Origin of the sequence: Brevundimonas aurantiaca, assembly GCF_014199955.1 — a bacterium.
Taxonomy (GTDB): domain Bacteria; phylum Pseudomonadota; class Alphaproteobacteria; order Caulobacterales; family Caulobacteraceae; genus Brevundimonas; species Brevundimonas aurantiaca.
The window spans coordinates 587,375-606,174 of the sequence record NZ_JACHOQ010000001.1; the positions used below are offsets into that span (position 1 = coordinate 587,375).

Sequence of the window (18,800 nt, forward strand, 5' to 3'; positions counted from 1 at the left end):
ATCCGGGATTTAAGCGCAGGCTTTCGTCCGATCGGGCCCATATCGAAGGCCATGCCGGCGCAGGCGTGGTTCACCGGATGTCCGGTCTGAACGGCTTGATCGTACGCGCGGACCATCGACCGTTCGAGGGGGCGGTCGAGAACGGTCCCTATCTGCGGCTCGCCCTTCGCCTGAGCGGGAGCGCGCCCCTGATGCAACGTCTCGGCGACAGCCGCTTGGAGGGGGTTTGGCGGGCCGGATCGGTCGTCGTCGGCCCGTCTGACCGATCAGGGCTGGCGCGGTCCGGCGCCGTGTCGATGATCGGGCTGGCGATTTCGCCCCAGGCCGTTCCTCACTGCCCGCTCGATGCGGAACGGATCGAACGACTGGCCTGCGGTTTCCATGACGACCCCCTTCTGGCCGCCGTCTTGACGGCCCTGTTTTACGAGGCGGACGCGCACGGCGCTTCCACCGCCTTTTTTGAGCATGGCCTGTCCTTGGTCTTCCGCCGGTTGAGCGAGCTGAACGGTCCTGTCGCACACCCGCGCGCCGCCCGCGCCCTGTCGCAGGTCCGACTGAACCGCGTTTACGCCCTCGTCACGGACAGGCTCGAGGCCGACGTCTCGGTGGCTGAGATGGCGGCTGCGGCCGGCATGGACGCCAGCGGATTCACGCGCGCGCTCCGGGCGCGCACCGGCCTTGCGCCCTATGCCTGGCTGACCCGTCTTCGGATGGAACGGGCCGCCGGCCTCTTGGCCGGAGGCCTGTCGGTCACCGAAACGTCCAGTCGGGTCGGCTACGCCAATGCGAGCAAGTTCGCCCGCGCCTTCCGCCGCGTGACGGGACGCTCGCCTTCGGAGTGGAGGCGCGAATTCTAGAGCCTGCTTAAACCGCGGGCCGGACCACGCCCTACCCCCGGAACAGCGCCGCCGCGAAGGCCTCGCCCGCCGGCGCCGCGGACTTCGGTCCCAGGACGGCGCTGGCCGCCTGTCGTCCCTCCAACAGACGCGCTCCCGCCGCCCGCACGTCCGCCACCGTCTGGGCCTCCAGCTGTTCGGTCATAGACAGGCTGGAGCGGGGCGCGCCGAAGATCAGGGTCTGGGCGGCGTTGCGGCCGGCCCGGCTCATCGGGTTTTCGTCCGACATCCACAGACCGGCCTTCATCACCGCCTTGGCGCGCGACAGCTCCTTTTCGGTCGGCCCGGTCTCGGCCAGGGCCCGCACCTCGGCCGCGGCCACCTGGGCCAACTCTTTCGCCCGGTCCGCCGCTGCGCCCGCATAGATGCCCAGCACCCCGGCGTCCTCATAGGGCTCCTGATAGGCGTCGATGGCGTAGGCCAGGCCCCGCTCCTCGCGCGCGCTCTGGAACAGGCGCGAGGCCATGCCCCCGCCCAGGATTTCGCCGAACAGCCGCATGGCGGACAGGGCCGGATCGGTCGCCGACAAAGCCGGCAGCTGGAACACCAGATTGGCCTGTTCGATCTTGCGCGTCAGGGCCGCATGGCCGCCGACGAAGACGGCCGGCGCCGGCGCCTCGACCGGGGTCGCCACGGCCGCCCCGAACCAGCGCTCGGCCAGGGCCAGCAGTTCGCCCTCCTCCACCGCGCCCGACACCGACACCACCATCCGATCGGGTGAATAGAGCCGCGCCCGCCACGCCTCGACCGCCGCCCTGTCCGCCGGTTTCAGGCTGGCGACCGAGCCCAGGATCGGCCGGCCCAGCGGTTGACCGGCGAAGGCGCGCGTCTGGACCATCTCGAACACATGATCGTCGGGCGTGTCGAAGGCCTCGGCGATCTCCTGGGCCACCACGTCCTTTTCCCGCTCGATCTCGGCGGGGTCGAGGGTGGGGCGGAACACCAGGTCCGACAGCACCTGCATGGCCAGCGGCAGCGACCCGTCCAGCCCCCGCACCTCGAAGCTGGTCCGCTCATAGCCGGTGGAGGCGTTGATCGTGCCGCCCTCGGCCTCGATCCGTTCGACGATCTCGCGCGCGGCCATGTCGCCTGCGCCCTTGAACACCAGATGTTCCAGGAGGTGGGACCAGCCGGAGCGATCCTCGGGCTCCCACCGCGCCCCGCCCTTGACGGTGACGACGACGGCGAGGGTCTTCAGGCCGGCCATGGGATCGCAGATGACGCGAACGCCGTTGGACAGGGTGTGCAGGGAAGCGGTCAGGAGATGTCCTTCTTATTCCGACGTCGGAGCAAGGCGACATAGAAGCCCAGGAGCGCGATCGCCAGTCCGAACCAGGTCAGGGCGTAGCCGAAATGATTGTTGGAAAAGGCCGCGGGCGGGGCGGAGGGCGTCAGGGCCGCAAACTCGGGATTGGTCTGGGTCACGGCGAACACCGCCTCGGGCCGCACCGACCCCTGAACCTTCAGAGCCTGGGCCATGGCGGCGGTGTCGCGCGCATAGAAGCGCCCGTTCGCCGGGGCCGGCGTCAGCCCGCCCGGCGGATCGAAGCGGCGGAACTCGCCGATCAGCACCAGGGGCAGGCTGGTCTCGATCACGCGCGGACGGGCCGACACCCCGTCGGCGACGAAGCCCCGGTCGATCAGCAGGCTGAAATCCGCTCCCGCCGGTTTGCACGCCGAGATCAGCCGCACCCCCGCCTGGCCCTCATGGATGGACTGAAGCTCGACATAGGGGGCGGTCGCCAGACCCGGACAGACGATCAGCGCCTTCCTGAACTCCAGGTCGCCGTCCGCCAGCACCTGATCCAGGGGCTCAGGCGGCTTGGCCGCCGCCGCCTCGGCCGCCGCGATCAGCCCCTCCTTCCACTTCAGCCGCTCGACCTGCCAGACGCCCAGCCCCACCAGCAGGACCAGGGCCGCAGCCGTCGCCAGCGTCAGTATCCAAGGAAACCGCCTCACGTCTGATTCCTGTATTGCAGGCCGATCATCAGCCCCCGGCCCGGCCGCATCAGGGCCAGCGACAGGACGACCACCAGCGGCAGCCAGACGACCAGATGCAGCCACATCGGCGGATGGTATTTGATCTCAACGACCAGGGCCGAGAAGCCGACCGCGAAGCCGGCGATCTGCATGATGAAGCTGGCCGGGCCGTCGCCGGTCTGGATGGTCGAAAAGTCCAGGCCGCAGGTGTCGCATCCCGGCCGCACCTTCAGAAAGCCCGCAAACAGCCGCCCCTCGCCACAGCGCGGGCAGCGCCCTTTCAGCCCCGCCCGCACGGCGGAAACGGCGACGGCGGGAGACGATGGCTCGCCCCCCGCCGCCGGGATCTTGTCCGTGGTGTCCGGGATCAACCGAAGACGACGTAGACGAAGGCGAACAGGAACAGCCAGACCACGTCCACGAAATGCCAGTACCAAGCCGCCGCCTCGAAGCCGAAATGCTTCTGCGGTGTGAAGTCGCCGGCCAGCAGACGGATCAGGCAGACGGTCAGGAAGATGGTTCCCACCAGCACGTGGAAGCCGTGGAAGCCCGTCGCCATGAAGAAGATCGAACCATAAAGGCCCGAGTTGACCGCTTCCTCGTTGAAGAACAGGTGCTCGTGCAGGATGTGGTTGTATTCGTAGGCCTGAACGCAGGTGAAGAAGACGCCCAGGATCACCGTCAGGACCAGGGCCAGCTTGGCGCCGCTGCGGTCGCCGACCTGGATCGCATGGTGGGCCCAGGTCACGGTGCAGCCGCTCAGCAGCAGGGTCACGGTGTTCAGCAGCGGCAGCTGCCACGGCGACAGAACCTCGACCCCCTTGGGCGGCCAGGTGGACCAGGCCTTGGCGGTGTCGGCCCAGGCGCCGACTTCCGGCGTCAGGGCGCGCGATTCGTGGAACAGCGCCATGTCGAAGAACATCCAGAAGAAGGCGACGAAGAACATCACCTCCGACGCGATGAACAGGATCATGCCGTAGCGCAGGCCGATCGAAACGACCGGCGTATGGTCCCCGCCCTTGGATTCCTTGATGACGTCCGACCACCAGCCGAACATGGACACCAGCACCCCCGCCAGGCCGGCGAAGAAGACGCCCGGCTTGCCCTCGGCCAGGAAGTTGGCGGCGATCGGACCGTTTTCGGCCGGGGCCAGCCCCTTCATCCAGATGACGGCGCCGATGAACATGATCGTCGCGGCGATCGAGGACACCAGCGGCCACGGACTGGGCGGTACGAGGTGATAGTCGTGATGCGGAGCGGCGTGCGCGTCGGCCATGCGTTTCATCTCTATCTTGGGCTGGCGATGAACTCGCCTTATCGGCCAGCTATAACCGCCGCTTTTGCAACACGCCAGTGGATCGGCGCCTTTCCGCCTTGATCCTGCACCGGACGGCCCTACTCCCGCGCCTCCAGGGCGGCGAACGCCTTGGCCGCGAACGCCGACAGCGGCTGCGGCAGGGCGTCGAGCGCGAACCAGCCGATGTCCGACAGCTTGTCCGGCTCAGTCAGCCGAGGCTCGCCGGCGAAATCGCGCGTGACATAGATCATCGACATCCAGTGCTGGCTGTCCGTCGCGATGATCTCTTCGGTCCAGCACAGGAAGTCGACGGCGCCGATCGTCAGGCCGCTCTCCTCCTCCGCCTCACGCCGGGCGGCGTCTGCGGATCGTTCGCCCTGGTCGACCTTGCCGCCCACGATGTTCCAATGCCCCGCCTCGGGCGCCTTCACTCGTTTGCAGAGCAACACCTGTCCGTCGGCCCGCTGAATCACCAGACCGCAGCCGACGCCGGGAAAGTCGACGCCGGGACGGCCCATCAGGCGTTCGGCCCCGTCGGCGCATCGACCGACGGATAGAAGGTGTAGCTCAGGGTGATTTCGCGCGCGCCCTTGGCCTCGCGGTCTGTGGCCAGTTCGGGCGCGATGAAATACTGGACCGGGAACTGGCGCGTCTCACCCGCCGCCAGGGTCTGGTCCTGGAAGCAGAAGCACTGCAGCTTCTGGAAATAGGGGCCGGTGTACTCCGGCACGACATTGTATCCGGCCCGCACCTGGATCGGCTGGTCCGAGGTGTTGGTGACGTCGAAATAGGCCAGGCCCGTGGCCCCGATCCGCACCCTCTGGGTCGTCTGTTCGGCGCGGAAGGTCATCGGCAGGCCGCGCACATTGGTGTCGAACCGGACCAGCACCGTCTGGTCCAGCACCGTGTCCGGCGCCTTGTCGGCCCGCCGCACCGTGCCGTCGAAGCCCGTGACCTGACAGAACATCCGATAAAGCGGCACGGCGGCGAAGGCCGCGCCCGTCATCCCCATGACGCCCAGGACGCACAGGATGGCGATCAGATTCTGCCGGCCCGGCTTCCTCATTGCGGCCCCGCCGTCGTCGCCGCCTCCAAGAGGGCGCGCTCGGCCGCCTGATTCTGTTGCAGACGCAGGACGGTGGTGGCGAAGACCAGGACGATGAAGGCCACCAGGGCCGCCGCAATCCAGACGTTGCGCCGTTTGCGGGCGCGCAATTCTTCAGGCGTCAGACGCATGGCTCAGACTCCCAGGCCGGCTATGGCCTCGACCAGGAAGGCCGAGAACAGGGCGACCAGATACAGGATCGAAAAGGCGAACAGATCCCGCGCCGGTTTGGCCTGGACCTTGACCTCATACAATGCGGCCTCGCGTCCCACCGTGTCGGCCTTGTCGGACTCGTCGCCGGCGCGCGACCGGTAAAGCCGCCAGGCCAGCCCCAGAAAGGCCAGGCCGCCGCCGACCGACACCACGGCGTAGATCATCCCGCCCATGCCGACCAGGGCCGGGGCCACGGCCGAGGCCACGAAGACCAGCGAATAGATCAGGATCTGCAGCCGGGTGGACCTGGCCCCCCGCGCCACCGGCATCATCGGTATGCCCGCCTTGGCGTAGTCGCCGGCCGAATAGAGGGCCAGGGCCCAGGAATGCGGCGGGGTCCACAGGAAGATGATCAGGAACAGCAGCCAGGCCTGCCACGGCGCCTCGCCCGTCGCCGCCGCCCAGCCGATCACCGGGGGAAAGGCGCCCGCCGCCCCGCCGATGACGATGTTCTGCGGCGTCCGCCGCTTCAGCAGCAGGGTGTAGAAGCCGGCGTAATAGACGATGGTCAGGGCCAGCAGCCCCGCCGCGAACCAGTTGGCGTTCATCCCCAGCAGCATGACCGAAAACAGGCTCAGGATGACGCCATAGGCCATCGCATCATTTTTCCGAACGCGCCCCGCCGCCACCGGCCGGCCGCGCGTGCGCCGCATCAGGGCGTCGGTCTCGCCCTCCAGCGCCATGTTCAGCGAACCGGCCGCGCCTGCGCCCACGGCGATGCACAGTATGGCGATGGCGGCGACCAGCGGGTTCATCGACCCCGGCGCCATGACCAGCCCGGTCGCGGCGGTGAAGACCACCACCGACATGACGCGCGGCTTGAGCAGCTGGAAGAAGTCTTCCGGCTGGGCGGTCGAAATCGCGGGACGGTCGTGAACGTCTTGGGTCATGGGTGCGGGGGTCATGGATGGGGACCGAATAACACACCCCAAAGCAGAAGGCCGCCCCTTCCGTGGAAAGAGCGGCCCTCCGTTCGGGATCTCAGCCCGGGATCAGTGCTCGTCGCCCTTGACCACCGGCAGTTCGTTGAACTGGTGCTGCGGCGGCGGCGAGGACAGGGTCCACTCCAGGGTCGTGGCGCCCTCGCCCCAGGGATTGGCGACGCCCGGACGGCGACGAATCGCGGCTTCCAGCAGCATGACCAGGAAGACCAGCACGCCGACGATGGTGATCGCATAGCCGATGGACGAGACCTGGTTCCACAGGGTGTAGGCGTCCGGATAGTCGATATAGCGACGCGGCATGGCCTGCAGGCCCAGGAAGTGCTGGGGGAAGAAGATCAGGTTCACGCCCACGAACATGATCCAGAAATGGGTCGCGCCGAGGAACTCGTTGTACTTCACCCCGAACATCTTCTCGAACCAGTAGTAGAAGCCCGCGAAGATGGCGAAGACGGCGCCCAGCGACAGCACATAGTGGAAGTGGGCCACGACGTAATAGGTGTCGTGCAGGCTGTAATCGATGCCGGCGTTGGACAGGACCACGCCCGTCACCCCGCCCACGGTGAACAGGAAGATGAAGCCGATGGCCCACAACATGGGCGTCTTGAAGCTGATGGAGCCGCCCCACATGGTGGCGATCCAGCTGAAGATCTTCACCCCCGTCGGCACGGCGATGATCATGGTCGCGGCCACGAAATAGGCGCGCAGATTGATGCTCATCCCCACCGTGTACATGTGGTGGGCCCAGACGATGAAGCCGATGAAGCCGATGGCCACCATGGCGTAGGCCATGGCCAGGTATCCGAACACCGGCTTGCGGCTGAAGGTCGAGACGATGTGGCTGATGATGCCGAAGCCCGGCAGGATCAGGATGTACACTTCCGGGTGGCCGAAGAACCAGAACAGGTGCTGGTACATGATCGGGTCGCCGCCGCCGGCCGGGTCGAAGAAGTGGGTGCCGAAGTTGCGGTCGGTCAGCAGCATGGTGATGGCGCCGGCCAGCACCGGCAGCGACAGCAGCAGCAGGAAGGCGGTGATCAGCACCGACCAGGCGAACAGCGGCATCCGGTGCAGCGTCATGCCCGGCGCCCGCATGTTCAGGATCGTCGTGATGAAGTTGATCGCCCCCAGGATCGAGCTGGCGCCCGCCACGTGTAGGGCGAAGATGGCCAGATCAAACGCCGGGCCGACGTGGCCCGTGGTCGACAGGGGCGGATAGGCCGTCCAGCCCCCGCCGAAGCCCTTGCCCGGCCCGCCGTCGGTGAACATCGACAGGACCAGCAGGCACCAGGCCGCAACCAGCAGCCAGAAGGAGATGTTGTTCATGCGCGGGAAGGCCATGTCCGGCGCCCCGATCATGATGGGCACGAACCAGTTGCCGAAGCCGCCGATCATGGCGGGCATGACCATGAAGAAGATCATGATCAGGGCGTGGGCCGTGACGGTGACGTTGTAGCCGTGTTTGGACTGCTCCACGAGGCCCAGCAGCTGGATCGACGAGCCTTCCTTGAAAATCTGGATGCCCGGCTCGGCCAGTTCCCAGCGGATCAGGCCCGACAGGGCGCCCCCGACCACGCCCGCCATGATGGCGAACAGCAGGTACAGGGTGCCGATGTCCTTGTGGTTGGTCGACAGGAACCAGCGGGTGAAAAAGCCCGGCTTGTGGTCGTCGTGATGATGGGCCTCGGGCGCGTGAAGGGTGTCGCGGGTCGAAATCGTAGCGTCAGCCATGGAACTGCTCGCCTCTTACTGGGCGGCCGGCGCGGCGGGAGCCGCGGCGGGAGCGGGTTGAGCGGTCGGCGTCGTCGCCGTCTGGGCGGTCGGGATGTCGGTCTGGGCGCCGGCCTGGGGACCGGTGGTCGCCGTGCCCACCACAGGCGCGCCCGTGGTTCCGGCCTCGACCTGAGCGGTCGTGCCGCCCGGCGCCGCCTCGGGGGCCTTGGGCGTCATCGAGCCGCCCTTGGAGGCGACCCAGCGCGCGAACTCGGCCTGGGTCACGACATTGATCTGAATAGGCATGAAGGCGTGATCGACGCCGCACAGTTCCGAACACTGGCCGTAGAAGACGCCGGTGCGCTCGGCCTTGAACCAGGTCTCATTGACCCGGCCCGGCACGGCGTCCGTCTTCAGGCCGAAGGCCGGCAGGGCCACGGAATGGATCACGTCCGAGGCGGTGATCAGAAGACGCACCGTCTTGCCGACCGGCACCACCATCGGCTCGTCCGCCGCCAGGCGATAGACGCTGTGCGACAGGCCGCGCTCGGCCAGCTCGCTCTCGGGCACCATGTTGGAGATGTATTCGGAAACGCCCTGGTCGGGATATTCATAGGCCCAGTTCCACTGGTTGCCCGTCACCTTCACCGTCAGATCGGGCTCGGGCATGTCGTGATAGGCGAACAGCAGCCTGAACGAGAACAGGGAGATGAAGACCAGGATCACCACCGGCAGCACCGTCCAGATGATCTCGACCGTGGTGTTGTGGCTCCAGCGCGCGGGCGTGGCGTTGGCGCGCTTATTGTAGCGGAAGACGATCCAGGCCAGCAGAGCCAGAACCAACAGGGTGATGCCGGTGATCACGGGCATCAGCACGATGTTGTGGAACCAGATGGCGTCGTGCTTCAGCGGCGCGGCGGCCGGCTGAAGGTCGATCCCGCCCGGCGTCGGCTGGCCCATCAGATCCTGCGCCCACACCGGCGCCGCGGAGATCAGCGCCAGTCCGACAGCCGCCGCCGCAGAGGCGGTCGCCGCTCTGGTCCATCTCAGGGCTCGCGTCCCCATTCCCATACGAAGTCCCCATAATATCGTTTCGCAGCAGAGACTTGCGAATGGCTCGCAAATCTTCGCGCGGGCATGTTGGTCCGCCCGACACTTGGTTGAGTCCCTATCGGATCGCCCCTCGCTTGCCAAGCGATCCGCGCGCGCCTTCGCCGCAAACCCGCCGCGATTGGCGGCGGCGGGCTGCGGATTAAACCTTCGTCATGTTTAAACAGGTACCTTGCGTCACAAGGTACCTTGTCGTAATCAATCTCCATCAAAGGAGACGTCGAGGTGACAGAAACCATCGAGATACAGCTGAAGAAGGGGGTTCTGGGGCTTTGCGTCCTGGCGCTTCTGAACCGGGCGGACAGCTACGCCTATGAGATCGCCAGCCGCCTTTCCGACGCGATCGGCATGGGGGAAGGCACCATCTACCCCCTGATGCGGCGAATGCAGTCGGACGGCCAGGTCGAGACCTATCTGGTCGAATCCTCGTCCGGCCCGTCGCGCAAATACTATCGTTTGACCGAGGCCGGTCGCGCGGCCCTCGCCGCCCAGACCGCCGAATGGTCGGCCTTCACCACGGCCGTCGAAGCCGTCCTGGCCAGCGACGCGCCCCATATTCAAGAGCCGACGGCTCAACCGGAGGGAACGGAACAATGACGAGATCGGAATTCATCGTCCGTCTCAGAAACGGCCTGGTCGGCCTGCCGACCGCCACGGCGAACGACATCGTCGCCGACTATGAGACTCATTTCGCCGACGGCCTGGCCGCCGGCCGCACCGAGGCCGAGGTGGCCGCCGCCCTGGGCGATCCGGGCCGTCTGGCCCGCGAGCTCAAGGCCGAGGCCGGGATCCAGCGCTGGCGCCAGGAGAAGAACCCCTCCGCCGCCGCCGCCGCCGTCTTCGCCGTCCTGGGCCTGGGCGCCGTCGACATCCTGATCCTGCTGCCCATTCTGATGGGCGTGGTCGGGACCATCTTCGGCTTCTTCATCGCCGCCATCGCCCTGTTCTTCTCGGGCGGCGCGATCATGGTGGCCGGGCCCTTCGCCGGCTTCCCCGGCGGCCCCTTCGCCGCGATCCTGATGGGTCTGGGCCTGATGGCCGGGGCCGTCTTCATCGGCGCCCTTCTGACCATCGTCACCGTCTGGCTGGTCAACGGCCTCGTCTGGTTCGCCCGCCTCCACTACCGGCTGCTGAAGCCGGCGCTGGAGCCCCAATCCGACACCCAATCCGAAGGCACGAGCACGGGAGGCTCGCAATGATCCGCACGCTCTTCATCATCGCCGGCGCCGCCCTGGTGCTGTGCATCGTCACCGTGGGGGGCGCCATCGCCCTGGGCGGTCATGATCTGCAACGCCACGGCTGGGCCTGGACGATCAAGGACCGCGACGGAGAAACCATCCGTTTCGAACGGGTCAAAAGCGGAGAGGTCGAAGACCTCGGCCCCTTCACCACCCGCACCCTGGCCTGGACCGGCGGCGACACCCTGACCGTCGATTCCAGCATCGACGTCGAATACCGCCAGGGTCCTGAAAACACCGTGGTCGTCACCGGACCCAAGGCCCTGGCGGACCGGGTCCGGCTGGACGGCGGTCGGCTGTCCCTGGGCGACGGCGACGAGCGGATCGTCTTCGGCTGGAGCAGCGGAAACTTCTCGGCCCGGTCGGAGCGTGACGAACTGCGGGTCGTCGTGACCGCGCCCAACGTCGTCCGCTTCGTCTCCAATGCGTCCGGCGATCTGGACATCAAGGCCTATGACCAGCCCACCCTGGCCCTGGACGTCTCCGGCTCCGCCGATGTGACCGCCGAAGGCCGCACGGACGCCCTGCGGCTGGAGATCGACGGGTCCGGCGACGCGGATCTGAGGGCCTTGGCGGCGCGCGACGCCACCATCGACCTGTCCGGCTCCGGCGACGCCAATGTCGCCCCGACCGGCGACGTCCAGGTGCGGATCGACGGCTCCGGCGACGTCACCCTGGCGGCCCGCCCGGCCAAGCTGACGACTGAACTCTCGGGCTCCGGCGACGTCTATCAGGATTGACGGGAAAAAGACCCTCCCCCGCTTGCGGGGGAGGTGGGCCGGCGTCCGCGCAGCGGACCAGGCTCGGAGGGGGAAGTGTCGCCCAGGAAGAAGACTTCCCCCATCGTCAGCCGTCTCACTTCGCTCGACGCGCTGCTGCTTCCCCCGCAAGCGGGGGAAGGTCTTGTCGCCGACAGGCCGGCATCAGGGGGCCATTCCGCCTTCACCCTGCCCTTCATTCCGGTTAAGCCTCGGTCATGACCTCCGCCCCTCTTCCCGACGCCGGCGCCAACTGGGTGGATCGCCATGCGCCGGAGCGGCTGAAGCCCTGGCTGAAGCTGGGCCGGTTCGACCGGCCCATCGGCATATGGCTGCTGCTCCTGCCCGGCTGGCAGGGGATCGCCCTGGCCCTGGCCCAGTATCGCCAGGCGCCCGGCCTCTATGATCTGTGGCTGTTCGTCGGCTTCGGCGTCGGGGCCTGCCTGATGCGCGCCGCCGGCTGCGCCTTCAACGACATCGTCGATCGCGACTTCGACGCCCGGGTGGCCCGCACCGCCCTTCGCCCCATCCCCGCCGGCCTGATCTCCGTCAAACAGGCCTGGGCCTTCGTGATCGGCTGCAGCCTGATCAGCCTTCTGATCCTGCTGACCCTGCCCAAGGTCGCCATCCTGCTGGGCGTCGGCTCCCTGGCCCTGGTCGCCGCCTATCCCTTCATGAAGCGGATCACCTGGTGGCCCCAGGCCTGGCTGGGCCTGACCTTCAACTGCGGCGCCTTGATGGGGTTCGCCTCCGCCCTGCCCCTGGCGGCGGCCGCCCTTCTGCTGCCGGCCGACATCGCCGGCGAGTTCCGCCCCTTCCTCTGGTCGCCGCCCAGCGACAACGGCCACGCCGTCGCCCTGGTCTGGCAGGCCTATGTCCCCGCCGTCCTCCTCTACCTCGGCGGCGTCTTCTGGACCCTGGGCTACGACACCGTCTACGCCCTTCAGGACATCGAGGACGACGCCATGGTCGGGGTCAAATCCTCGGCCCGCCGGCTGGCCTCGGCGGTGCGCCCCGGCGTCGCCGTCTTCTACGGGATCAGCCTGGTCCTGGCCGCCCTGGCCGGTCTTTCCGCCGGTCTCGGCCCGCTGTTCTGGATCGGCCTGGCCCTCTACGCCGCCCATCTGGCCCGCCAAGTGGTCCGGCTGGACCGCACCGACGGCGCCCTGGCGCTGACACTGTTCAAGTCCAACCGCGAGGCGGGCTTCATCCTGCTGGCCGCCCTCGCCCTCGGATCTCTCGGCCAAAACCTGATCGGCCTGTGAAGGAGCCCCCCATGACCTCCACCGTTCGTCTGCTGCTGCTGTCCGCCGCCGTCGCCGCGACCGTCGCCGCCTGCCAGAGGCGCGAAGACAAGGCCGAGACGGCCCCGCCCGCCCCGATCGCCGCCGCCCCGGTCGATCCGGCCGCCGCCGGGGCGCCGATGAGCTTCGACTCCAAGACCCAGTACGCCACGGTCAAACTGACTCTGCCGGACGCGCTCAAGTCCAAGCCCGACCTGCACGCCCCCCTCTACGCCGCCGCGGTGCGGGACCTGCGCCAGTTCTCCGAAGGCGCCCAGGCCGACCTGTCCGAGGCGGGCGGCGGACCGAACCCCTATGAAAAGACCATCGCCTTCGACCCCGGCGCCGAGACCGGCAAGCTGTTCAGCTTGGTCCGCACCGATTTCGAATACACCGGCGGCGCCCATCCCAACACCAGCTTCTCGGCCGTCCTGTGGGACAAGGCGATGAAGAAGCGGCTGGGCTTCGCAGACCTGTTCCGACCCGGCGCTGACCTGTCGGGCCTGAACAAGGCCCTGTGCGACGCCGCCAACGCCGCCAAACAGGCTCGTTCGCCGGGATCGGAGACCGCCACCCCGGACGGTAAGATGTGGACCTGCCCCAAGGCCGTCTCCACCCCCTTCGTCCTGGCGCCCAGCACCACTCCGGGCAAGGCGGGCGGCGTCGTCTTCCTGATCGGCGCCTATCAGATCGGCCCCTATTCGGACGGTCCCTATCGGATCGCCGTGCCCCAGTCGGTCTTCCGGTCCCTGCTCAACCCGGCCTACGCCGACGAATTCGCCGGCGCGCCGGTCAAGGCCGGGGACGTCACGCCCAAGGCGGGCTGATCCGCTCGCTCGGCGGGATCAGTCCGCCAGGAACTGATCGACCCGTTGCGCGAACGTCTGCGGCTGATCGGCCATGATGAAGTGGCGGCTGTCGTCCACCCGGATCAGCTTGACCCCGGGCAGGGCGGCGTATTCGCGGCCCCACAGGGCGTCCGCCATGGCCGCAGGCGCCCCGCCGTTCGCATCTGCGGCGTAGAGGACCGTGACCGGCGTCGTCATGGCCGCCAGTCCGGGGCGGACGTCGGTGGTCATCACCTCATGGATGGCCGTGGCCAGGGCGCGGCGGTCCGAGGCCAGGGTCCAGTCGACCATGGCCGTCCGCGTCGCCGGATCGCGCGCCAGGCCGATCGCCCCCTGTTCTTGGGCCGCCCGCAACGCCGCCTCGTCCTGGCTCAGCATGGCCTGGGCCGCCTGGTCGGCGAAGGGCCGGGCCGTCTCGGGCGTCACCTGGGGGCCGAACAGGGCCGAGAAGAAGGGCAGATTGTCCACCGCCATCACCCGCCCCACGGCCTCGGGATGACGCTGGGCCAGCATCAGGGCCGACAGTCCGCCCATCGAATGGCCGATGACCGCCGGCTTTTGCAGACCGGCGGTCTGGACATAGGCCGCCAGGGCCTCGACCGCCGGCTCCAGCAGCGGCCCGTCGCCGTGGGTCCAGGGCTGACCGGCGAAGCCCGCCAGCTGGACCAGATGGACCCGGTGGGTCGCCTTCAGCCGATCGGCCGTGGCCCGCCACACCTCTCGCGAACAACCATAGCCGGGGATCAGGATCACGTCGGGTCCGCGTCCGACCACCTCGACCGACAGCCGGTCCGAAGCGAAGGCGGGAGCGACGGCCCCCGGCGTCTCGGCCAAGGCGGCGGTCACGCCGATCATCAGCGAGGGCGTGCAGACGGCCAGTCCGAACAGGGCGGCGCGCAGGCGCGGGCGCGCCTTGAAGAAGGCGTTGTACATCGGATGTCTCCTGTCTTGAGGTTTTGAAGTCGGGTCCGCCGCCTCAGGCGTGCGGGTTCTCGAAGATGTCTTCGACCGGACGGCCGAAGGTGGCGGCGATGCGATAGGCCAGGTCCAGCGACGGATCGTGCCGTTCGGTCTCCAGCGCGATCACCGCCTGTCGCGATACGCCCAGGGCCTGGCCCAACTGTTCCTGGGTCCAGCCGCGCTCGACGCGCAGCAGCTTCAGCCGGTTCTTCATCGGCTGGTCCGGATGAAGGGGGCGGTAAGGCCGTACATGCCCCAGAACAGCGGCACGATCAGCCAGGTCTGCATATGGGGCGCCCCGGCGAAGCTCTCGCCGAAGCCCCAGAAGGTGGCGACCGCCATGGCCAGCCCCGAGGAGACGATGAACTGTTTGGCCGTCACCCCCCGCACGAACTCGTCGCTTTCGCGCATCAGGGACAGGACGGCCCAGATCTGGCCGATCACCGGCGCCGACACGACCGCCGCCAAGGCCCAGGCCGCCGGCTTGCCCATCACCTCGTCAAAGGCGTCGGTCGTCATCATGGATACGCAGATCGCCACATAGGGGATGGTGAAGGCCATGATGCGAATGACGTAGCGCCTATGCGCCGGGGTGGTCGATTTTCCGAAACTCATCATATCCCGCTCTCCTCTTGTAAGGCGAACCTGACATCGCCTCCATGTAATGTCAACCTAACTTTTTGTCATTATCGCCTTACATGCCCCGTCCGGTTTCGAAAGCCCCGCAGTTGCGCTAGGATCGGCCCATGCCCGCCGCCCCGCGCATCGCCCCCTCGGCCCTGTTCTCCCCCGACGACTGGAGGCCGTTCCAGACCCGGTCGGCCTGGATCGGGCCGCTGCTGGTCGCCCATTGCTGGGGGGTCATCGCCCTGGCGGTCTGGGCGGGGGTCCTGATCCCCTGGCTGATCCCGATCTGCGTCATGATCATCGGCACGCGCCAGCTGGGCCTGGCCATATTGATGCATGAGGCGGCCCACGGCGGCCTGTCCAAAAATCTGCGGCTGAACGACTTTCTGGGTCATTGGCTGTGCGCCGTCCCGATCGGGGCGGACCTTGGCGCCTATCGCCCCTATCATCTGAACCACCACCGCTTCGCCCAGCAGCCGGAGGACCCCGATCTGATGCTGTCGGCGCCCTTTCCCGTCTCCCCCGCCTCGCTCCGCCGCAAGATGATCCGCGATCTGACCGGACAGACCTTCTTCAAACAGAGGATCGTCCTGCCCCTCGCCCTGGCGGCCCGGTCAAAGAGCGCAAAGGGCGAAGCGGCCGCCGATCCTGCGCATGAGTATGACGCGGTGGTGACCGGCCGTTCGGTCCTGCCCTTCCTGGTCTTCAATACGATCCTGCTGGCCGGCTTCATCGCCGCAGGCATATGGTGGGCCTTCTTCGCCCTGTGGCTGCTGCCGATGGCGACCTGGTTTCCGCTGGTGACGCGGCTCCGGAACATCGCCGAACACGCCTGCGTCGAAGGATCCGACGCCGACCCCTTCCGCGCGGCCCGCACCACTCGCGCCGCCTGGTGGGAGCGCGCCTTCATCGCCCCCTATTGGGTCAACTTCCACGCGGAGCATCATCTGTTCATGCACGTCCCCTGCTGGAAGCTGCCGGCGCTTCACCGGGCCGTTCGCGCCCGGCCCCAGGCGGCGGGCATGGAGGTGGCGCCGGGCTATGTCGAGGTTCTGAAGACGGCGACCCGCCGCCCGTGAACGTCATCGCCGATCCCGCCGCCTTCATCCGGACCAACACCCGGCTGCAGCCCGTCCCCCATGCGCCCGAGATCACCCTGTGGCTGGCGGACGAAGTCACCCCCATCTGGAGGCTGACGGAGGAAGAGCTGGGCGAACTGGGCCTGCCCCCGCCCTTCTGGGCCTTCGCCTGGGCGGGCGGTCAGGCGCTGGCCCGCTATCTGCTGGATCACCCGCAGGAGGTGGCCGGCAAGCAGGTGCTGGACTTCGCCGCCGGTTCGGGTCTGGTCGGTGTTGCCGCCATGCGGGCAGGCGCCGCCTGCGCCCTCTGCGCCGACATCGACCCCTTCTGCGAAGCGGCGGTCGCCGCCAACGCCCAGGCGAACGGCGTGGCCCTGGACTTCGTCGGCCACGACCTCTTGAACACCCCGCCGCCGCCCGTCGACGTCATCTGCGCGGGCGACATCTGCTATGAAAAGCCGATGACCGAGGCCGTCCTGGCCTGGCTGGGTCAGGCGCGGGCGGCGGGGACGCGGGTTCTGATCGGCGATCCGGGCCGGACCTATTTTCCGCGTTCGGGCCTGGACTTCCTGGCCGAATACCGCGTGCCCACGACCCGCGAGCTGGAGGATCAGGAGATCAAGCGCGCCGCGGTCTGGGCCCTGCCCTGAAGGGCGGCGGGGGCGATCGCCGCCCCCGCCGATCCGGTCAATGGGCGACCGGCTGAACCCCTTGGGTCTTCTCGGCCTGTTCGCGATGCCGGCCCTCGGCGAATTCCTCGATCATCTTGGCGTTGAAGGCGGGGATGTCGTCGGGATTGCGGCTGGTCACCAGACCCTGATCCACCACCACCGGCTCGTCCACCACATGGGCGCCGGCGTTTCTCAGATCGGTGCGGATGCTGTCGAAGGCCGTCATCGTTCGCCCCTCGACCACCCCCGCCTCGATGAGCAGCCAGGGCGCATGGCAGATGGCCGCCACCGGCTTTCCGGCGTCGAAGAAGGCCCGGACGAACTTGACCGCATCCTCATTCGCCCGCAGCTGGTCGGGATTGGCCACGCCGCCCGGCAGCATCAGGGCCGAATAGGCCGAGGCGTCCACCCCCGCCACCGCCTTGTCCGCCGTCACCTTGTCGCCCGGCGTCAGATGGTTGAAGCCCTGGAAGTCGCCGGCCTTCAGCGACACGATCTCGACCGACGCCCCGGCCTCGTTCAGCGCCTTCATCGGCTCGGTCAGTTCGACCAGTTCGACGCCGTCGGTCGCCAGAATGGCGACGGTCTCGCCAGAGAGGGTCTTGCCAGAGAGGGTCTTGCCAGAGAGGGTCTGGGCCATGGGATAACTCCTGATTTGAGGTGGGTTCGCCCTGTTCAACCCCGTGGGCCGACGAGGGTTGCGGCCCCGCTTGGCGAGACGCGATCACACCCCATTTGTCCCCCATGAGACGCGCCCTGCCCCTCCTTCTGCTCGCCGCCGTCCTCGGCCCCAGCGCGGTCCAGGCCCAGGTCGCGCCCTATCCCTATCCCTATTCCTATCCTCAGCCCGGCTTCCCCTATCCGGGCGGCGCCCCTGCCGCGATCGCCGATCAGCACCGCTACGAGAACGAGCGGATCCGTCTTCAGGCCCAGGCCAACGCCGCCCTGGCCCGCCGGCTGGACGCCGAGGCGGCCCAGCGACGCCTGACGCTGGAAGCGGCGCGCCAAGCGACGGCGGCGCCGGCCCCATCCGTCCACGATCTCCGCCCGGTCGCCCCGCCGGCGTCCCCATCGACGTCCCCGCCCCCCACGGCTTCGGAACCCCGACGCAGCCTCAGCGAAATCGACGCCTGGCTGGACCGCCCGCGCTGACGCATCCCTTCCCTTCCGTTCGCGTTCTGGCCTAGCTTCAGGCGGAACGGGCGGAGGGAACTCATGCGGTGGCAGGGCGGCAGGACGGGCGGCGGCGGGATCGAGGACCGTCGGGGCCTCGGAGGCGGCGCGCTCGCCGGGGGCGGTCTCGGCGTCGGCGTGCTCGCCGTCATCGGCTATCTGGTCTTCGGCATAGATCCTTCGACCACGACCCAGCTGGCCAGCCGGTTCGGCGGGGTCGGCGCGGAACAACAGGGGCAGGCCGGCACGCCTGAAGATCAGGCCGGACGCTTCGTCGATGTGGTCGGAGGCAATATCAACGACGTCTGGGCGCAGAAGCTTAACGGGTATGACCCCCCGCGCGTCGTCATCTACGAACAGGGCACTTCGACCGGCTGCGGCTACGGCCAGTCGGCCATGGGCCCCTTCTATTGTCCGACCGACCGCACCGTCTATCTGGACCTGGGCTTCTGGCAGGAGATGGAGACCCAGCTGGGCGCCTCGGGCGCCGACTTCGCCCGCGCCTATGTCATCGCCCATGAGTTCGGCCACCACGTCCAGACCCTGACCGGAACCTCCGACCAGGTGCGTCAGGCCCAGCAGCGCGCTAGGGGCGAGGCCGAGGCCAACCGCTATTCGGTCGCGCTGGAGCTTCAGGCCGACTGCTACGCCGGGGTCTGGGCCCGAAACGCCGCCGCCGTGTCGAACGGCGAGGTGGCGCTGGAGCCCGGCGACATCGAAGAGGGGATGAAGACGGCCCAGGCCATCGGCGACGATACGCTGCAACGCCGGGCGGGCGGGCGCGTCTCGCCCGAGAGCTTCACCCACGGCTCCTCGGCCCAGCGGGTCGAATGGCTGCAACGCGGCTATCAGTCCGGCGACCCCGCCGCCTGCGACACCTTCAGCGGCGCCTGAGCCGCCCCAGCCTT

The 18,800-nt window shown here is 68.2% G+C and carries 24 protein-coding genes; 10 read left to right on the forward strand and 14 right to left on the reverse strand.

Annotated elements, in window-relative coordinates:
• Positions 1 to 77 precede the first annotated feature (77 nt).
• Positions 78 to 857 carry a helix-turn-helix domain-containing protein gene (locus GGQ93_RS02865; protein ID WP_183215054.1) on the forward strand — a complete coding sequence of 260 codons (780 nt, stop codon included), beginning with the start codon at positions 78 to 80 and terminating at the stop codon, positions 855 to 857.
• Between the two features lie 31 nt (positions 858 to 888).
• Here the strand turns inward: GGQ93_RS02865 and GGQ93_RS02870 are convergent, their stop codons facing one another.
• The 10 genes from GGQ93_RS02870 to coxB all read right to left on the reverse strand — a co-directional run bounded on the left by GGQ93_RS02870 (position 889) and on the right by coxB (position 9,210).
• A complete protein-coding gene (locus tag GGQ93_RS02870) occupies positions 889 to 2,103 on the reverse strand; it encodes a M16 family metallopeptidase (RefSeq protein ID WP_183215055.1) in 1,215 nt (404 codons plus the stop codon).
• 50 nt (positions 2,104 to 2,153) lie between these two features.
• Positions 2,154 to 2,855: an SURF1 family protein gene (locus GGQ93_RS02875; protein ID WP_183215056.1), complete on the reverse strand. Its 702-nt coding sequence runs from the start codon at positions 2,853 to 2,855 to the stop codon at positions 2,154 to 2,156.
• Complete coding sequence (locus tag GGQ93_RS02880) at positions 2,852 to 3,247, reverse strand: DUF983 domain-containing protein (protein ID WP_082382741.1); 396 nt, start codon at positions 3,245 to 3,247, stop codon at positions 2,852 to 2,854. The genes GGQ93_RS02875 and GGQ93_RS02880 overlap by 4 nt, the downstream gene beginning before the upstream one ends.
• Positions 3,244 to 4,152: a cytochrome c oxidase subunit 3 gene (locus GGQ93_RS02885; protein WP_054766596.1), complete on the reverse strand. Its 909-nt coding sequence runs from the start codon at positions 4,150 to 4,152 to the stop codon at positions 3,244 to 3,246. Before GGQ93_RS02885 ends, GGQ93_RS02880 begins: the two co-directional genes overlap by 4 nt.
• 119 nt (positions 4,153 to 4,271) lie before the next feature.
• Positions 4,272 to 4,691, reverse strand: a complete 420-nt coding sequence (locus tag GGQ93_RS02890) for an NUDIX domain-containing protein (protein WP_183215057.1) — start codon at positions 4,689 to 4,691, stop codon at positions 4,272 to 4,274.
• Positions 4,691 to 5,239: a cytochrome c oxidase assembly protein gene (locus GGQ93_RS02895; protein WP_183215058.1), complete on the reverse strand. Its 549-nt coding sequence runs from the start codon at positions 5,237 to 5,239 to the stop codon at positions 4,691 to 4,693. Before GGQ93_RS02895 ends, GGQ93_RS02890 begins: the two co-directional genes overlap by 1 nt.
• Entirely contained in the window at positions 5,236 to 5,409 is a 174-nt protein-coding gene (locus tag GGQ93_RS02900; RefSeq protein ID WP_182714420.1) for a cytochrome c oxidase system small membrane protein, read from the reverse strand. The genes GGQ93_RS02895 and GGQ93_RS02900 overlap by 4 nt, the downstream gene beginning before the upstream one ends.
• A gap of 3 nt (positions 5,410 to 5,412) precedes the next feature.
• Positions 5,413 to 6,396, reverse strand: a complete 984-nt coding sequence (gene cyoE, locus GGQ93_RS02905) for a heme o synthase (protein WP_183215059.1) — start codon at positions 6,394 to 6,396, stop codon at positions 5,413 to 5,415.
• Between the two features lie 87 nt (positions 6,397 to 6,483).
• On the reverse strand, positions 6,484 to 8,163 hold the full coding sequence (gene ctaD / locus GGQ93_RS02910; protein WP_183215060.1) for a cytochrome c oxidase subunit I: 1,680 nt from the start codon (positions 8,161 to 8,163) through the stop codon (positions 6,484 to 6,486).
• A gap of 15 nt (positions 8,164 to 8,178) precedes the next feature.
• Entirely contained in the window at positions 8,179 to 9,210 is a 1,032-nt protein-coding gene (gene coxB, locus GGQ93_RS02915) for a cytochrome c oxidase subunit II (RefSeq protein ID WP_224764390.1), read from the reverse strand.
• Positions 9,211 to 9,480: 270 nt separating this feature from the next.
• On the opposite strand from coxB, the gene GGQ93_RS02920 reads away from it, so the two are divergent.
• The 5 genes from GGQ93_RS02920 to GGQ93_RS02940 all read left to right on the forward strand — a co-directional run bounded on the left by GGQ93_RS02920 (position 9,481) and on the right by GGQ93_RS02940 (position 13,361).
• The gene (locus GGQ93_RS02920) at positions 9,481 to 9,852 is read left to right on the forward strand and encodes a PadR family transcriptional regulator (protein ID WP_054766602.1); all 372 of its coding nucleotides are present in this window, start codon (positions 9,481 to 9,483) and stop codon (positions 9,850 to 9,852) included.
• Positions 9,849 to 10,454, forward strand: coding sequence for a DUF1700 domain-containing protein (locus tag GGQ93_RS02925; RefSeq protein WP_152950931.1), 606 nt, complete (start codon positions 9,849 to 9,851; stop codon positions 10,452 to 10,454). The genes GGQ93_RS02920 and GGQ93_RS02925 overlap by 4 nt, the downstream gene beginning before the upstream one ends.
• Positions 10,451 to 11,233, forward strand: a complete 783-nt coding sequence (locus GGQ93_RS02930; protein ID WP_152950932.1) for a GIN domain-containing protein — start codon at positions 10,451 to 10,453, stop codon at positions 11,231 to 11,233. Before GGQ93_RS02925 ends, GGQ93_RS02930 begins: the two co-directional genes overlap by 4 nt.
• A 236-nt stretch (positions 11,234 to 11,469) precedes the next feature.
• A complete protein-coding gene (locus tag GGQ93_RS02935; RefSeq protein WP_183215062.1) occupies positions 11,470 to 12,516 on the forward strand; it encodes a UbiA family prenyltransferase in 1,047 nt (348 codons plus the stop codon).
• An 11-nt stretch (positions 12,517 to 12,527) separates the two neighbouring features.
• Complete coding sequence (locus tag GGQ93_RS02940) at positions 12,528 to 13,361, forward strand: PdaC/RsiV family protein (protein WP_182714424.1); 834 nt, start codon at positions 12,528 to 12,530, stop codon at positions 13,359 to 13,361.
• 18 nt (positions 13,362 to 13,379) lie between these two features.
• Here the strand turns inward: GGQ93_RS02940 and GGQ93_RS02945 are convergent, their stop codons facing one another.
• Genes GGQ93_RS02945 through GGQ93_RS02955 form a run of 3 tightly spaced genes read right to left on the reverse strand, consistent with a single transcriptional unit; the run spans position 13,380 to position 14,960 of the window.
• On the reverse strand, positions 13,380 to 14,315 hold the full coding sequence (locus GGQ93_RS02945; RefSeq protein WP_183215063.1) for an alpha/beta fold hydrolase: 936 nt from the start codon (positions 14,313 to 14,315) through the stop codon (positions 13,380 to 13,382).
• Positions 14,316 to 14,358: 43 nt separating this feature from the next.
• Positions 14,359 to 14,556 carry a helix-turn-helix transcriptional regulator gene (locus GGQ93_RS02950; RefSeq protein ID WP_054766608.1) on the reverse strand — a complete coding sequence of 66 codons (198 nt, stop codon included), beginning with the start codon at positions 14,554 to 14,556 and terminating at the stop codon, positions 14,359 to 14,361.
• Positions 14,553 to 14,960 (reverse strand): hypothetical protein, encoded by a 408-nt coding sequence (locus GGQ93_RS02955; protein ID WP_183215064.1) that lies wholly within the window; start codon positions 14,958 to 14,960, stop codon positions 14,553 to 14,555. Before GGQ93_RS02955 ends, GGQ93_RS02950 begins: the two co-directional genes overlap by 4 nt.
• A gap of 128 nt (positions 14,961 to 15,088) precedes the next feature.
• Between GGQ93_RS02955 and GGQ93_RS02960 the strand changes: the two genes are divergently transcribed.
• Both GGQ93_RS02960 and GGQ93_RS02965 read left to right on the forward strand, forming a co-directional pair.
• Complete coding sequence (locus GGQ93_RS02960; protein ID WP_183215065.1) at positions 15,089 to 16,048, forward strand: fatty acid desaturase family protein; 960 nt, start codon at positions 15,089 to 15,091, stop codon at positions 16,046 to 16,048.
• Entirely contained in the window at positions 16,045 to 16,698 is a 654-nt protein-coding gene (locus GGQ93_RS02965) for a class I SAM-dependent methyltransferase (protein ID WP_183215066.1), read from the forward strand. The genes GGQ93_RS02960 and GGQ93_RS02965 overlap by 4 nt, the downstream gene beginning before the upstream one ends.
• A gap of 37 nt (positions 16,699 to 16,735) precedes the next feature.
• Here the strand turns inward: GGQ93_RS02965 and GGQ93_RS02970 are convergent, their stop codons facing one another.
• Positions 16,736 to 17,359 (reverse strand): type 1 glutamine amidotransferase domain-containing protein, encoded by a 624-nt coding sequence (locus GGQ93_RS02970; protein ID WP_183215067.1) that lies wholly within the window; start codon positions 17,357 to 17,359, stop codon positions 16,736 to 16,738.
• Between the two features lie 104 nt (positions 17,360 to 17,463).
• Between GGQ93_RS02970 and GGQ93_RS02975 the strand changes: the two genes are divergently transcribed.
• Positions 17,464 to 17,871, forward strand: coding sequence for a hypothetical protein (locus tag GGQ93_RS02975; RefSeq protein WP_183215068.1), 408 nt, complete (start codon positions 17,464 to 17,466; stop codon positions 17,869 to 17,871).
• A 63-nt stretch (positions 17,872 to 17,934) separates the two neighbouring features.
• A complete protein-coding gene (gene ypfJ, locus GGQ93_RS02980; protein WP_183215069.1) occupies positions 17,935 to 18,786 on the forward strand; it encodes a KPN_02809 family neutral zinc metallopeptidase in 852 nt (283 codons plus the stop codon).
• Positions 18,787 to 18,800 lie beyond the last annotated feature (14 nt).